This window comes from Verrucosispora sp. TAA-831 (assembly GCF_050780145.1).
Lineage (GTDB): Bacteria > Actinomycetota > Actinomycetes > Mycobacteriales > Micromonosporaceae > Micromonospora.
Genome location: NZ_CP192240.1, coordinates 2,913,629 through 2,928,326, shown reverse-complemented (window position 1 = coordinate 2,928,326; position 14,698 = coordinate 2,913,629). Strand labels below are relative to the sequence as shown.

Here is a 14,698-nt window from a genome sequence, read left to right as displayed (position 1 = left end):
ATGAGCCGGTTCGTCGCATACGCCGCTCTCTGTCGGGCAGTCCTGCTCGGCCGGCTCGTCGTGACCATCGCCGCGGTCGGAGTGGGACTGCGGCTGGTGGACGACGCCTGGGCGGCGGTCCAGACGCTCGGGCTGATCGCCGTCACCACGGCGGTGCAGGTCAGCGTGCTGAGCAGGTGGCCGACGGCGATCCGGTGGCGGATGAGCTTCCTCGCGTTGGACGCCGCCCTGATGATCACCGTGCTGGTGGTCAGCGGCGGCGGGCTCGGGTTCTTCTGCTACGCCGCCGGCCACGCCGCACTCACCGGCGCACTGCTGGGTGCACACGGGCTGCCGCTCTGGACCGTCAACGCGGTCCTCGGCTTCGCCGTCGCGACCCAACTGCTGCGGGCCGACGGCGGCGTGGCCGGCACCTCGGTCGCCGCGCCGTTCATGCTCGCCTTCCCGATGATCAACATCGTCTGCGGGTTCGGGGCGGCGGTGGCCACCGCCGCCCTCGCCCGCTACATCGAGGCGACGGTGACGACGGTGACCGCCGCCCAACGGTCCGCCGCCGCCTCGGAACGGGCCCGGCTCGCCCGGGAACTGCACGACTCGGTGGCCAAGACGCTGCGCGGCGTCTCCTTCGCCGCGGTGGCGCTTCCCGGTCTGCTCCGTCGGCAACCGGATCTCGCCGAGCAACTCGCCGGCACCGTCTCCGAAGGCGCCGACGCGGCCGTGCGGGAGGCCCGTGACCTGCTCGCCGGCCTGCGCCGCGACCTGCCGGACCGGCCCTTCCCGGATAACGTGAGGAGCATCTGCGCGGAGTGGTCGACGCGCAGCGACGTCCCGGTCCAGGTGATCGCGCACGCGGTCGAACCTCCCGTGGCGGCCCGCTACGAACTCGCCCAGATCCTCAGCGAGGCGTTGCAGAACGTGACCCGGCACGCAGAGGCGACGCTGGTCCAGGTAGTACTCCACCGCTCGGAGGCACATGTGGAACTCACCATCACCGACGACGGCAGGGGTTTCCCGATGCCCGGGGATCTGACCGCCCTCTCCGGCGCGGGCAGCTTCGGCATCGTCGGCATGGCCGAGCGCGCCCACGCCGTCGGCGGCACCCTGCGGGTCGAGTCCCGCGTCGGGCTGGGCACCCGGGTGGTGGCACGGGTTCCGCTGTCCGACCCGGTGCCCGAGTCCGGCCGTACCCGCCAGGTGGCCTCCCGATGATCGACGTACTGATCGTCGACGACAACCCGATCGTCCGGACCGCCATCCGCGGCTACCTCGCCAGCGCCGAGGACGTCCGGGTGGTCGGTGAGGCCCCGGACGGGCGGACCGCGGTGACCGTGGCGACCCGCCTGCGGCCGACGGTGACCCTGCTCGACCACCGCATGCCGATCGCCGACGGGCTGAGCGTGGTGCACCAGCTCGCCGAGCAGACGTCGGTGCTGGTGTTGACGAGCGACTCCGACGACGAGCTGATCGCCGGGATGCTGCGCGGCGGCGCCAGCGGTTACCTCGTGCACGGCGAGTTCGACCCGGCGGAGCTGCTGCGCGCCGTGCACGCGGTGGCCGCCGGTCAGGGCTGGCTCTCCCCCCGGGGCGCCTCGGTGACCATCGCGGTGCTGCGTGAACAGGCCAACCGGGAGCGCGACACGGTGGGCCGGGCCGAGCAGATCCGCCGGATGCGGCAGGAGTTCGGCCTGACCCGGCGGGAACAGGAGGTGGTCGAACTGCTCTGCGCCGGACACTCGAACGCCGCGATCGCCCGACGCCTGCTGCTCACCGAGAAGACCGTGAAGAACCACCTGAACCACATCTTCGCCAAGCTGCGCGTGACCAACCGTACGGAGGCGGTGGTGCGCTGGTCGGGTCCGGACGGTACGCCGAATCTGTGACGGACTGAACGCGGCGCGCCCCGGCGCCGTTGTGTGGGCGGTGGTGACGTCGCACCGCCCGACACCGACGGGAGCGGGGATCGGATGGCAGCCGTATCAGCCCAGGCGCGACTTCGGCGTGATGGCTAGTCGGCAGGTACGCGCGGCCGGTCGGACCGCGCCGACGATCAGGGTGTTGGTCGCGCATCCGCACCCGGGCGAGCGGTCGGTGATCCGCACCGTGCTCGACACCGGGGAACGGATCCGGGTGGTCGCCCTCACCGGCGACGCCGGTGAGGCGGTGGCACTCGCCGACCGGATGCGGCCCACCGTGACCCTGCTCGACGATCGGATAACCGCCCCCGAGGGCACCGACCTGGTGCGGGCCCTGGCCCGGCGGTCGCCGGTGATCGCGTTGACCGCCGCCACCGAGCACCGCACGATCAGCACGATGCTCCGCGCGCCGTTCAAGGGCTGCCTGGTGTACGGGCACCACGAGCCGGCCGACCTGCTCGGTGCCGTCCGGGCCGTCGCGGCCGGGCTGGGCTGGCTGTCACCGGTGGCGGTGGCGGCGGTCGCCTGGGCGCTTCGCGAGTCGGCCCGACCGCAGCCGTAGTACGGCACCCGCCCCGGACCCGGCGTCACGCTCCCGGTCCGGGCGGTCTCCCCCGCTATCCGGTCGCGCTGACCCGGATCGACCAGCGCGTCGGCACCGCGTCACCCAGCAGCACCGGCACCGGACCGCCGCAGACGCTCAACTGCCGGGCCACCTGGACGGCCCGCCGGTCCAGCCCGGCGGCGAGCACGATGCCCGAGGTCTGCGGTAGCCGGGGGTCGAAGACGTCCGCGACGCGGTGGCACCCGGCCGGCAGACCGTCGTCGTCGAGATCGCCCACCACGGTGACCCGACCACCGGCGTCGACGACCTGTCGGACCAGACGCCACGCGTACCACCGCTGCTGCGGCGGCGGCCCGCCGACGGTCAACGCGTCCGGGCAGCGGGCCAGGTCGACCTGGAGGCAGCGGCCGGACGCGTCGCCGAGCAGGAGCGGAAGGGCCGCCGAGGTGAACCCCCGAGTCCCGGCACACCAGGTGTGCGGTGGGCCGGGCCGATCGGTGCGGGCACCGTCGAGCGACACCGTGACGGTCCGGCCGTCGAGCCGGACCTCGGCGGTCAGGGCGTACGGGTCGACCAGGGCCGTCCGACCCGGCGCGGTCCGCTCGACGGGCGGCCGACCGGCCGGGCGGAGACGCGTGCCCGACCTCGGCGCGGCGGCGGGGCCCGGCGGGCGGGACAGGACGGCGGTGCGGGTCGGCGGCAGCCCGGTGTGCAGTGGCGAGAAGCGGTCGGCCAGCGTCGGCAGGGCAGCGGTCGGCGTCGGCAGGGCGACCGACGGGAACGGTCCGACCGGCACCGACACATCGGGGTCGGGTACGGGGTCGGGAGCGGCGGGCGGGCGGGGAGGACCGCGCAGCACCGCCACCGCGAGGGCGAACAGGATGACCGCGCCGAACACTCCGGCGGCCTGGGTGAGCGGCGCACCCGGTGGGAACGGCGTCGTCGCGGCAGCCTGGGCCGGACCGGCCGGCAGGAGCACGGTCAGCACGAACGTGCCGAGACCCGAGACGGCGACCCGCCGCAGTCGTCGCACCCCTGGTTCCCCTCCGGCCGAGCCGTCCCGACCGGCAGCGGTTGCCGGTCGGCCGTGGCGCGGGGACGGGGACCCCGACCCGCCCCGTCGCACGGTGCCCAGAGCCTCCCAGCCGGATCGGGACATCGGTAGTCCCCGATCACCTCGGCGGCACCGCCCCGACCCGGGCCGCCGCCCGCCCTCCGGACGGGGTCGTCCCCGGCGTCCCCGTCGGAGGACGCCACGCCGCCCCCGTTCCGGTCCGAGGCGTCCCGGATGCCACCGACGGGGAGGTCCACCGGGTGCCGCGCCGTCGGGAGCCCGGCGACCGGTCGGGGCCGGTCAGTCGGTGGGGGCGGGCGGTGCGGTCGCCGTCCGGCGACGGGTGACGGCCCAGACGGCCTCCATCAGCAGGCCCGCGCCGACGGCGACGGCGGCCCCGGTCAACGGCGCGGCGGCACCGACCAGCCGGAGCTGGAAGAACTCCTGGAGGGCCGGCACCACCAGCACCGTCGTGAACGCCAGGCCCATGCCCAGCACCAGCAGGACCCGCCACCAGGTGTACGGGCGGGCGATGATGGACAACGCCCACAGCGCCACCACGAACAGCGTCAACGTGGCGACCGAGGTCTCCGCGGCGAGGTCCCCGCCGTAGTGCGCGCGGGCGTACGCGTACGCGCATATGGTGGCGGCGGCGGCGAGGACACCGCCCGGGACCGCGAAGCGCAGCACCCGGCTGACGAAGTCGGGCCGGGCGCGTTCCACGTTCGGCGCCAGTGCCAGCACGAACGCCGGGATGCCGATGGTGAGCGACCCGATCAGGGTCAGGTGCCGGGGCAGGAACGGGTACGGTACGGAGGCCAGCACCACGATGATGGCGAGCAGCACCGAGTAGACCGTCTTGGTCAGGAAGAGGTTGGCGACCCGCTCGATGTTGCCGATCACCCGTCGGCCCTCGGCGACCACCGAGGGCAGTGCGGAGAAGTTGTTGTCAAGCAGCACGATCTGGGAGACGCCCCGGGCCGCCGCGCTGCCGGAGCCCATCGAGATGCCGATGTCGGCGTCCTTGAGGGCGAGGACGTCGTTGACGCCGTCACCGGTCATGGCCACCGTGTGCCCCCGGGCCTGGAGGGCACCCACCATGGCCCGCTTCTGCTGCGGACCGACCCGGCCGAAGACCGAGTGGGTCTCCACGGTGCTCGCCAGCACCGTCGGGTCGCTGGAGAGGGTCCGCGCGTCCACCGGCTCGGCGGCTCCGGGCACGTCCACGCTGCGGGCCACCGCGCCGACCGAGACCGCGTTGTCACCGGAGATCACCTTCGCGGCGACGCCCTGGTCGGCGAAGTACCGCAGGGTCTCCGGCGCCTCCGGACGGACCCGCTGACGGAGCACGACGAGCGCGATCGGCACGGTGGCCTGCGGCACCGCCGCCGGGTCCGCGAGCGCCTCGGTGAGCGGGCGGGAGTATGCGGCGAGCAGCAGCACCCGCAGACCCTGCCGACCGAAGGTGTCCGCCTCGGTCAACGCCGGATGCTCGGTGAGCAGCATCTCCGGCGCGCCGAGCAGCCAGGTGCCGGTGCGACCGGACGGCTCGACGAGCGTCGCGCCGCTCCACTTGCGGGCCGAGGAGAACGGTGCGGTGTCGCGTACGCGCCAGCCCGTCGGGGCGGGACACCGCGCGACGATCGCGTGCATGCTGGCGTTGGGCCGTTCGTCGCCGAGGCCGAGCGCGCCGAGCACCGCCTCCACCGGTACGTCGGACGTCAGCGGCCGGATCTCCGCCACGTCCATCGTCGCCTCGGTGAGCGTGCCGGTCTTGTCCAGGCACACCACGTCGACCCGGGCCAGTCCCTCGATCGCCGGCAGCTCCTGCACCAGGCACTGCCGTTTGCCGAGCCGGATCACGCCGACGGCGAAGGCGACCGAGGTGAGCAGCACCAGGCCCTCGGGGACCATCGGCACCAGCCCGGCCACCATCCGGCGTACCGCCTCGGGCAGGTCGTCCCGGTTGACCAGCAACTGGCTGATGATCAGCGCGATGCCGGCGGGGACGATCGCCCAGGTGACGAAGCGCAGGATCCGGTCGATGCCGCTGCGCAGCTCGGAGTCGACGAGCGTGAAGCGCCTGGCCTCCTCGGCGATCTGCGCCGCGTACGCGTCGCGCCCGACCCGGGTGGCGGTGAAGACGCCGGTGCCGGCCACCACGAAGCTGCCGGAGAGCACGTTGTCGCCGGGCGCCTTGACCACCGGGTCGGCCTCGCCGGTGAGCAGCGACTCGTCGATCTCCAGGCCGTCCACGACGGCCAGCCGCCCGTCCACCACGATCTTGTCGCCGGGACCCAGCTCGATCACGTCGTCGAGGACCAGCTCGGCGGCGGTCAGGTCGACGGTCCGGCCACCACGGCGTACCCGGGGGCGGGCCTCGCCGACGATCGCCAGCCGGTCCAGCGTGCGCTTGGCGCGGACCTCCTGGATGATGCCGATCAGGGTGTTCGCGATGATCACGCCGCCGAAGAGGGCGTCCTGGATCGGGCCGACCACCACGATGATGGCGAACAGCACGCCGATGATGGCGTTGATCCTGGTGAACAGGTTGGCCCGGACGATCTGCCAAAGGCTGCGGCTGGTGCTCGACGGCAGGTCGTTGACGCCTCCGGCGGCGACCCGCTCGGCCACCTCGGCGACCGACAGTCCGCGCCGGACCCGCTCCGCGGTGACCGGGTCGGGACCCTGCGTGACGACCGGATCCATCTCGTCCGTGGCCTGCCCTCGACCGGCGGCACCGACGGATTCCACGTGGTTGCTCCCCCCGGATGACGCGCGTGCACGTGCTCGTGGCGAGCACCCCGCTGACGCTACCCGGCGGTGGTGAGCAGCCACCACGCATCCGCGACCACCGGCGACCCTGAGTTTTCCCGGGGTCGCCGGTGGTGAGAGCGCGGTGACCGCCGGTCTCCCGGCGCGCAGGCGGACACCCCGCGTCGGGAGACCGGTGCGGTCAGCGGACGGTCACGTCCTGGACCTCGCCGATCAGCTCCTCGACGATGTCCTCCAGGAAGATGACCCCGGTGGAGCCGCCGTCGGAGTCGAGGACCCGGGCCACGTGCGCCCCGGTGCGGCGGATCGCGGCCAGGGCGTCCTCCAACTCGCTGTCGCGCCGCACCGACGCGAGCCGGCGGACCCGCTTGGCCGGGACCGGGCTGGTCCAGGCGTCGCCGGTCAGGTCCATGACGTCCTTGATGTGCAGGTACCCGCTGGGCTCCCCGTCGCTGGTCAACAGGTAGCGGGAGTAGCCGTGCGCGGCCACCGCCTGCTGGATCTCGGCGGGCGTCACCGTCGACGACAGCACCACCAGGTCCGCCAACGGCACCTCCACGTCTCCGACGGTCTTGCCGGTGAACTCGACGGCCGCGGTGAGGGCGCCGTTGCCGTCGACGAGCACCCCCTCACGGGTCGACTGCGCCACGATGGTGGCCACCTCGTCGAGCGTGTACGTGCTGTTGGCCTCGTCCTTCGGCGTGACCCGGAACAGTCGCAGGACACCGTTGGCGATCCCGTTCAGGGTCCAGATGATCGGGTTGAAGACCCGGGCGACCAGCACCAGCGGCGGGGCCAGGATCAGCGCGGCCCGGGTCGGCACCGAGAACGAGATGTTCTTCGGCACCATCTCGCCGAACACCACGTGCAGGAAGGTGACCAGCACCAGCGCCACGACGAACGCGAGCACCGAGACCATGCCGGGCGACAACGGGGTGTTCGCCAGCGGGATCTCCAGCAGGTGGTGGATCGCCGGCTCGGAGACGTTCAGGATGAGCAGCGAACACACGGTGATACCGAGCTGACTGGTGGCCAGCATCAGGGTGGCGTGCTCCATGGCCCAGAGCGTGGTCTGCGCCGCCCGACTGCCGGCCTGTGCCTTCGGCTCGATCTGGGACCGGCGGGCGGAGATCACCGCGAACTCGGCGCCGACGAAGAACGCGTTGACCACCAGCAGGACGAACAACCAGATGATGCCGGGCAGGTACGCGCTCATCGGATCGCCCCTTCCCGGCGGTCCGCGCCGGAGCCGCCGGTGGTCTCGGTGGGTACGAAGCGCAGCCGGTCGGCCTGCACACCGTTGAGGTGTTCGACCCGGAGCACACCGCCCTCGATGGCGACCTCGTCACCGACCTTGGGGAACCGGCCGAGGTGGGCGGTGACGAACCCGGCGACGGTGTCGTACTCCTCGTCCTCGGGGACCACGATGCGGGCCCGCTCGAAGATCTCGTCCGGCCGCAGCGAGGCGTCGAAGTAGACCGACCGGCCCCGGCGCCGCATGACGACGCGGGCGCGGTCGTGCTCGTCCTCCAGGTCTCCGATGATCTCCTCGACCAGGTCCTCCAGGGTGACGATCCCGGCGGTGCCGCCGTGCTCGTCGTAGACGACCGCGAACTGCAGGCCGCCGCCGCGCAGGGTCGGCAGCAACACGTCGAGGTGCATGGTCTCGGGTATCCGCGCGGGCTCGACCACGAGGTCCTGCGCCCGCACCCCGGCACGCTCGGCCGGTGGGATCGCGAAGGCGTGCTTGACGTGCAGCACCCCGACGATGTCGTCGACGTCGCGGCCGATCACCGGGAACCGGGACAACCCGGTGGCGGTGGCCCGCTCGATGATCTCGTCGGCGGTGGCGGCGGCGCCGACCGCCGTCATGCGGACCCGCGGGGTCATCACGTCGGACGCGTCGTGTCCGGAGAAGCGCAGCGTACGGTCCAGCAGTGTGGCGTGGTCCGGGTCGAGCACGCCGGCCCGGGCCGAGTGACGCAGCAGCGAGCTGAGTTCCTCGGCGCTGCGGGCACCGGACAGTTCCTCCTTCGGCTCGATGCCGAAGGCCCGGATCACCGCGTTGGCGGTGTTGTTGAACAGCAGGATCACCGGCTTGAGCACGGTGGTGAACAGCGCCTGGAACGGCACCACGAGCTTCGCCGTCTGCAACGGCACGGCCAGCGCGAAGTTCTTCGGCACCAGCTCACCGATGACCATCGAGAAGAGCGTCGCCAGCAGGATGCCGACGAGCGCGCCGACGGCGGTCACCGCCCCGTCCGGTACGCCGACCGCGCCGAGCGGTTCGGCCAGCAGCGAGCTGACGGCGGGCTCGAAGGTGTAACCGGTGAGCAGGGTGGTCAGCGAGATGCCGAGTTGCGCGCTGGACAGGTGCGTCGAGGTGATCTTGAGGGCGGCGATCGTCGGACCGAGCCGCTTCTCACCCCGGGACTGACGCGCCTCGAGCTCACCCCGGTCCAGATTGACCAGGGCGAATTCGGACGCCACGAACATGCCGGTGCCCACGGTGAGCAACAGGCCTATTCCGAGCAGGATCCATTCAGACACGAGTCAGCCCCTGTCGCGGGTCGACGGCCGTACGGGCGACCGGCACGACGAGGGGCCTCGGACTATGATGCGGAAGATCATCCATGAGCAGCAGAGGGTAGTCGGTCGCGCTGAGAGCATGCTGAAAAGGGCCACCTGCACGACGCGGGACCGACCCGCCGCGCTCGCCCCGCATCCGCCGCCCACGTGGGCGACCGCCAAAAGGTTTTGTGGGGTTCCCACAACTCGGGTCGCCCAGGGTTCGGCGGTTACGACATGGCGCTGGCTGCCCGAAGGAAGAAGGGTGATCTGTGCGGGGGCCACCGTGCCCTGACGCGTGTCGCCGTAGGTCTACCGGAGGGGTCCGTCGGGTGTTCAGCCGTATCGCCATCGTCAACCGTGGTGAGGCCGCCATGCGGCTCATCCACGCGGTCCGGGAGCTGGCGGCGGAGACCGGCGCCCGCATCGAGACCGTGGCCCTGTTCACCGACGTCGACCGCACCGCCACGTTCGTCCGCGAGGCGGACGTCGCCTACGACCTCGGGCCCGCCGCCGCGCGTCCGTACCTGAACCTGGCGACGCTGGAACGCGCGCTGGTGGAGACCGGCGCGGACGCCGCGTGGGTCGGTTGGGGCTTCGTCGCCGAGGACCCGGCCTTCGCGGAGCTGTGCGAGAAGATCGGCGTCACCTTCGTCGGCCCCAGCCCGGACGCGATGCGTCAGCTCGGCGACAAGATCGGCGCGAAGCTGATCGCCGAGCAGGTCGGTGTGCCGGTCGCGCCGTGGAGCCGGGGGGCGGTCGAGACGCTGGACGCCGCCCGCGCGGCGGCCACCGAGATCGGCTACCCGCTGATGCTCAAGGCGACCGCGGGCGGCGGCGGGCGCGGCATCCGCGTGATCACCGACGAGGCGGAGCTGGCCGACGCGTACGAGCGCACCAGCCAGGAGGCCGCGCGGGCCTTCGGTAGCGGCGTGGTGTTCCTGGAGCGCCTGGTCACCGGCGCTCGGCACGTCGAGGTCCAGGTGATCGCCGACGGTCAGGGCACCGCCTGGGCGCTCGGCGTCCGGGACTGCTCGGTGCAGCGCCGCAACCAGAAGGTCATCGAGGAGTCGGCGTCGCCGGTGCTCGGCCCCGAGCAGACCGCCGAGCTGAAGACGTCGGCGGAGCGGCTGGCCGTGGCGGTCGGCTACCGGGGCGCGGCCACCGTCGAGTTCCTCTATCACCCGGGCGAGGAGATGTTCGCCTTCCTGGAGGTCAACACCCGGCTCCAGGTGGAGCACCCGATCACCGAGGCGACCACCGGATTCGACCTGGTGAAGGCCCAGCTTCACGTGGCCTCGGGCGGGCGGCTCACCGGTCGGCCGCCGGTCGAGCGCGGACACGCCATCGAGGCCCGGCTCAACGCCGAGGACCCGGACCGCGACTTCGCGCCCTCCCCCGGCCGGATCGCCCGGCTGGACCTGCCGGCCGGCCCGGGCATCCGGGTGGACACCGGCGTCAGCGAGGGCGACACCATCCCCGCCGACTTCGACTCGATGATCGCGAAGATCATCGCCTACGGCCGGGACCGGGACGAGGCCCTGGGCCGGCTGCGCCGCGCGATGGCGGACACCACGGTGATCATCGAGGGCGGCGCGACGAACAAGAGTTTCGTGCTCGACCTGCTCGACCAGCCCGAGGTCATCGACGCCAGCGCGGACACCGGCTGGATCGACCGGGTCCGGGGCTCCGGGCGGCTGGTCGCGCACCGGCACTCCGGCATCGCGCTGGCCGCCGCCGCCATCGAGGCGTACGAGGAGGAGGAGCGCGTCGAGCAGCAGCGGCTGCTGGCCACCGCCTCCGGTGGGCGTCCCCAGGTGCGGCACACCGGCGGCACGCCGTTGGACCTCAAACTGCGGGGCGTGGCGTACCGGATGCGGGTGGCGCGCACCGGCGCGCACCGGTTCCGGGTCGGCATCGAGGCGGGCGGCACGGTGCACACCGCCGACGTCGAGCTGGACCGCTTCGACCGGCACACCGGGCAGATCGTCGTCAACGGTGCCCGGCACCGCCTGCTCACCGGCACCCACGGCCCGGTGCACCTGGTCGAGGTCGACGGGGTGGCGCACCGGGTCAGCCGGGACGAGGGCGGTGTGCTGCGCTCGCCGATGCCGGCGCTCGTCGTCGCCACGCCGCTGACGGTCGGCACCGAGGTCGAGGCGGGCGCGCCGGTGCTGGTGCTGGAGGCGATGAAGATGGAGACGGTGCTGCGGGCGCCGTTCCGGGCCCGACTGAAGGAGTGCGCCGTCTCGGTCGGCAGCCAGGTGGAGGCCGGTGCGGCCCTGCTGCGGCTGGAGCCGCTGACCGACGGGGCCGCCGAGACGGTGCAGGTCCCGGTGGCCGCCGTCGAGTTGGACCTGCCCACCCGGCCCGCCGAGCTCCCGGCCCGTCGGCGCGTCCGGCGTGGCCACGAGGACCTGCGCGGCCTGCTGCTCGGCTTCGACGTCGACCCGCACGACGGCGGGCGGGTGCTCGACGAGTACCTGGCCGCGCGGCAGACCGCCGTCGAGGAGGGGTACCGGCCGCTGGCCGAGGAGCTCGACCTCGTCGACGTCTTCGCCGACCTGGCCGAGCTGAGCCGCAACCGGCCCACCGGCGAGGACGGCGAGGCCGCCCACGTGCACAGCGCCCGGGAGTACTTCCACACCTACCTGCAGAGCCTCGACGTCGAGCGGGCCGGGGTGCCGGACGCCTTCCAGGCCAAGCTGGCCCGGGCGCTCGGGCACTACGGCGTCGCCGAACTGGACCGCGCCCCCGCCCTGGAGGGCGCCGTCTTCCGCATCTTCCTGGCCCAGCAGCGGGCCGCCGCCGACGCCACGGTCATCGCGACGCTGCTGCGTACCTGGCTGCGGGAACCGCCACCGGACGAGGCGCTGCGCGAACCGACCGGCCTCGCGCTGGAGCGGCTGCTGGCCGCGACGCAGGTCCGTTACCCGGTGATCGCCGACCTCGCCCGTGGGGTGGCCTTCGCCTGGTTCGCCCAGCCGCTGCTGCGGCGCAACCGGGCCCGGGTCTACGCCGAGGTCCGCCGCCACCTGCGGCACCTGGACACGCAGCCGGACGCGCCGGACCGTGCCGAGCGCGTCGCCGCGATGGTCCGCAGCACCGAGCCGCTGGTCCGACTGCTCGGCCAGCGGTTGCAGCGCGGACGCCTGGACAACACCGTGATGCTCGAGGTGCTGACCCGGCGCTACTACGGCAACAAGGGGCTGACCGGGGTGACCGGGCGCGAGGCGGCCGGCTGCCGCTTCGTGGTGGCCGGGCGCGCGGACTCCCAACTGGTGTCGGCGGCCGTCGGCTTCGACGCGTTGGGTGACGCGCTGCGCGGGCTCGCCGAGCTGGCCGCCGACGGCTCCGCCGTCGACGCCGACATCTATCTGGCCTGGGAGAACCAGCCGGAGAGCTTCGACGAGATGGCGGCGGCGCTGCTGGCGGTCGTCACCGCGCACCCGTTGCCGCCGCAGGTCCGCCGGTTGACCGCCACGGTCGCCGGCAGCGACGGCGCGGTGATGCACCACCACTTCACGTTCCGGCCGTCCAGCGCCGGGATGGCCGAGGAGCGGCTGATCCGCGGTCTGCACCCGCACATCGCGCAGCGCATGCAGTTGGAGCGGCTGCACAAGTTCGACCTGACCCGGCTGCCGTCGGCGGACGAGGAGGTCTACCTCTTCCAGTGCGTGGCCCGGGAGAACCCGTCCGACGAGCGGCTGGTGGCGTTCGCGCAGATCCGCGACCTGACCGAGCTGCGGGAGCACGACGGTCGGCTGGTCGCGCTGCCCACCACCGAGGACACCGTGGCCGCCTGCCTCGACTCGATCCGCCGGGCGCAGTCCCGCCGGTCGTCGAAGAAGCGCTTCCACACCAACCGGATCGTCATCTACGTCTGGCCGCCGAGCAGCCTGACGCTGGAGGAGATGGAGAACCTCGCCGCCCGGATCCGCCCGACCACGGCCGGCGCGGGTCTGGAGGAGATCCTGTTCATCGGTCGGCAGCGCAACCGCCGTACCGGCGAGCTGACCAAGATCGCGGTGCGGATCTCCTTCGACGCGACCGGTGGTGCCGAGCTGACCGTGGGCGAGCCGCCGGTCGAGCCGGTCGAGCCGCTCGACGACTACCGGCTCAAGGTGCTGGGGGCGAGCAGCCGCAACACGGTCTACCCGTACGAGCTGACCCGCCTGCTCGGTGACTTCGTCGAGTACGACCTGGACGACGCGCACGTGCTGGTGCCGGTGGACCGGCCGAAGGGCCGCAACCGCGCGGCGATCGTGGCCGGAGTGGTCACCACCCCGACCTCCCGCCACCCGCAGGGCGTGACCCGGGTGGTGCTGCTCGGCGACCCGACCAAGTCACTGGGCGCGCTCTCCGAGCCGGAGTGCCGCCGGGTGATCGCCGCCCTGGACCTGGCCGAGCGGATGCGGGTCCCGTTGGAGTGGTACGCGCTCTCCGCCGGTGCCCGGATCTCGATGACCTCCGGCACCGAGAACATGGACTGGGTGGCCGCCGCGCTCAAGCGGATCGTCGAGTTCACCCAGGACGGCGGCGAGATCAACATCGTGGTCGCGGGCATCAACGTGGGCGCGCAGCCGTACTGGAACGCCGAGGCGACGATGCTCATGCACACCAAGGGTGTGCTGGTGATGACGCCGGACTCGGCGATGGTGCTGACCGGCAAGCAGTCGCTGGACTTCTCCGGCGGGGTGTCCGCCGAGGACAACTTCGGCATCGGCGGCTACGACCGGGTGATGGGCCCGAACGGGCAGGCGCAGTACTGGGCGCCGGACCTGCCCGCCGCGCGGGACGTGCTGATGTCGCACTACGAGCACACGTACGTCGCGCCGGGCGAGCAGGGGCCGCGACCGGGCACCACCACCGACCCGGTGGACCGGGACGTCTCCGACTTCCCGCACGTGGTGGCCGGTAGCGACTTCACCACCGTCGGCGAGATCTTCTCCCCGGTGGCGAACCCGGACCGCAAGAAGCCCTTCGACATCCGTACGGTGATGCGGGCGCTGTCCGACCAGGACCACCCGGTGCTGGAGCGGTGGGCCGGGATGGCCGACGCGGAGACCGCGGTGGTGCAGGACGTCCACCTCGGCGGCGTACCGGTCTGCCTGCTCGGCATCGAGTCGCGGGCCGTGCCGCGTCGGGGCTTCCCGCCCACCGACGGCCCGGACACCTACACGGCGGGCACGCTGTTCCCCCGCTCCTCGAAGAAGGCCGCGCGGGCGATCAACGCGGCCAGCGGCAACCGTCCGCTGGTGGTGCTGGCCAACCTGTCGGGCTTCGACGGGTCGCCCGAGTCGATGCGCAAGCTGCAACTGGAGTACGGCGCCGAGATCGGCCGGGCCATCGTGAACTTCCGCGGCCCGATCGTGTTCTGCGTCATCTCGCGGTACCACGGTGGCGCGTTCGTGGTGTTCTCCAAGGCGCTGAACCCCCGCATGACGGTGCTGGCGCTGGAGGGCTCGTACGCCTCGGTGCTCGGTGGTGCCCCGGCCGCCGCCGTGGTGTTCTCCCGCGACGTGGACGCCCGCACCGCGGCCGACCCCCGGGTACGGGACCTGGAGGCCCGCGTGGCGTCCGCGTCCGGTGCCGACCGGGCCACGCTCACCGCCGAACTCGACGAACTCCGCTCGTCGGTGCGGGCGGAGAAGCTCGGCGAGGTGGCCACGGAGTTCGACCGGGTGCACAACATCGCCCGGGCGGTCGAGGTGGGCTCGGTCGACGCGGTGATCCGCGCCGCCGAACTGCGCCCGCGCGTCATCGCGGCGATCGGCGCGGCGGCGACCGAGTAGGTCCGATCGTGGCGCGGACGCCGGTGGC

Annotated in this window: 8 protein-coding genes; 4 read left to right on the top strand and 4 right to left on the bottom strand. The window is 72.9% G+C overall.

Features of this window, described 5'->3' with window-relative positions; genetic code table 11:
* From ACQVFL_RS13230 to ACQVFL_RS13220, 3 genes are all read left to right on the top strand, one after another.
* A complete protein-coding gene (locus ACQVFL_RS13230) occupies positions 1-1,209 on the top strand; it encodes a sensor histidine kinase (RefSeq protein ID WP_396693814.1) in 1,209 nt (402 codons plus the stop codon).
* On the top strand, positions 1,206-1,880 hold the full coding sequence (locus ACQVFL_RS13225) for a LuxR C-terminal-related transcriptional regulator (protein WP_396693816.1): 675 nt from the start codon (positions 1,206-1,208) through the stop codon (positions 1,878-1,880). The genes ACQVFL_RS13230 and ACQVFL_RS13225 overlap by 4 nt, the downstream gene beginning before the upstream one ends.
* Before the next feature lie 121 nt (positions 1,881-2,001).
* Positions 2,002-2,475, top strand: a complete 474-nt coding sequence (locus tag ACQVFL_RS13220) for a response regulator (RefSeq protein ID WP_396693818.1) — start codon at positions 2,002-2,004, stop codon at positions 2,473-2,475.
* 55 nt (positions 2,476-2,530) lie between these two features.
* Here the strand turns inward: ACQVFL_RS13220 and ACQVFL_RS13215 are convergent, their stop codons facing one another.
* The 4 genes from ACQVFL_RS13215 to ACQVFL_RS13200 all read right to left on the bottom strand — a co-directional run bounded on the left by ACQVFL_RS13215 (position 2,531) and on the right by ACQVFL_RS13200 (position 8,857).
* Positions 2,531-3,511, bottom strand: a complete 981-nt coding sequence (locus ACQVFL_RS13215) for a hypothetical protein (RefSeq protein ID WP_431729481.1) — start codon at positions 3,509-3,511, stop codon at positions 2,531-2,533.
* 321 nt (positions 3,512-3,832) lie between these two features.
* A complete protein-coding gene (locus ACQVFL_RS13210; protein ID WP_431729480.1) occupies positions 3,833-6,286 on the bottom strand; it encodes an HAD-IC family P-type ATPase in 2,454 nt (817 codons plus the stop codon).
* A 202-nt stretch (positions 6,287-6,488) separates the two neighbouring features.
* Positions 6,489-7,523, bottom strand: coding sequence for a hemolysin family protein (locus ACQVFL_RS13205; protein WP_396693824.1), 1,035 nt, complete (start codon positions 7,521-7,523; stop codon positions 6,489-6,491).
* Positions 7,520-8,857 (bottom strand): hemolysin family protein, encoded by a 1,338-nt coding sequence (locus tag ACQVFL_RS13200; RefSeq protein WP_396693826.1) that lies wholly within the window; start codon positions 8,855-8,857, stop codon positions 7,520-7,522. The genes ACQVFL_RS13205 and ACQVFL_RS13200 overlap by 4 nt, the downstream gene beginning before the upstream one ends.
* Before the next feature lie 350 nt (positions 8,858-9,207).
* Between ACQVFL_RS13200 and ACQVFL_RS13195 the strand changes: the two genes are divergently transcribed.
* Positions 9,208-14,670 (top strand): carboxyl transferase domain-containing protein, encoded by a 5,463-nt coding sequence (locus tag ACQVFL_RS13195; protein WP_431729479.1) that lies wholly within the window; start codon positions 9,208-9,210, stop codon positions 14,668-14,670.
* Positions 14,671-14,698 lie beyond the last annotated feature (28 nt).

Coding starts and splice junctions, on each gene's coding strand:
- ACQVFL_RS13225 (WP_396693816.1), top strand. CDS start 1,206: ATGATCGACGTACTGATCGTCGACGACAACCCGATCGTCCGGACCGCC.
- ACQVFL_RS13220 (WP_396693818.1), top strand. CDS start 2,002: ATGGCTAGTCGGCAGGTACGCGCGGCCGGTCGGACCGCGCCGACGATC.
- ACQVFL_RS13205 (WP_396693824.1), bottom strand. CDS start 7,523: ATGAGCGCGTACCTGCCCGGCATCATCTGGTTGTTCGTCCTGCTGGTG.
- ACQVFL_RS13230 (WP_396693814.1), top strand. CDS start 1: ATGAGCCGGTTCGTCGCATACGCCGCTCTCTGTCGGGCAGTCCTGCTC.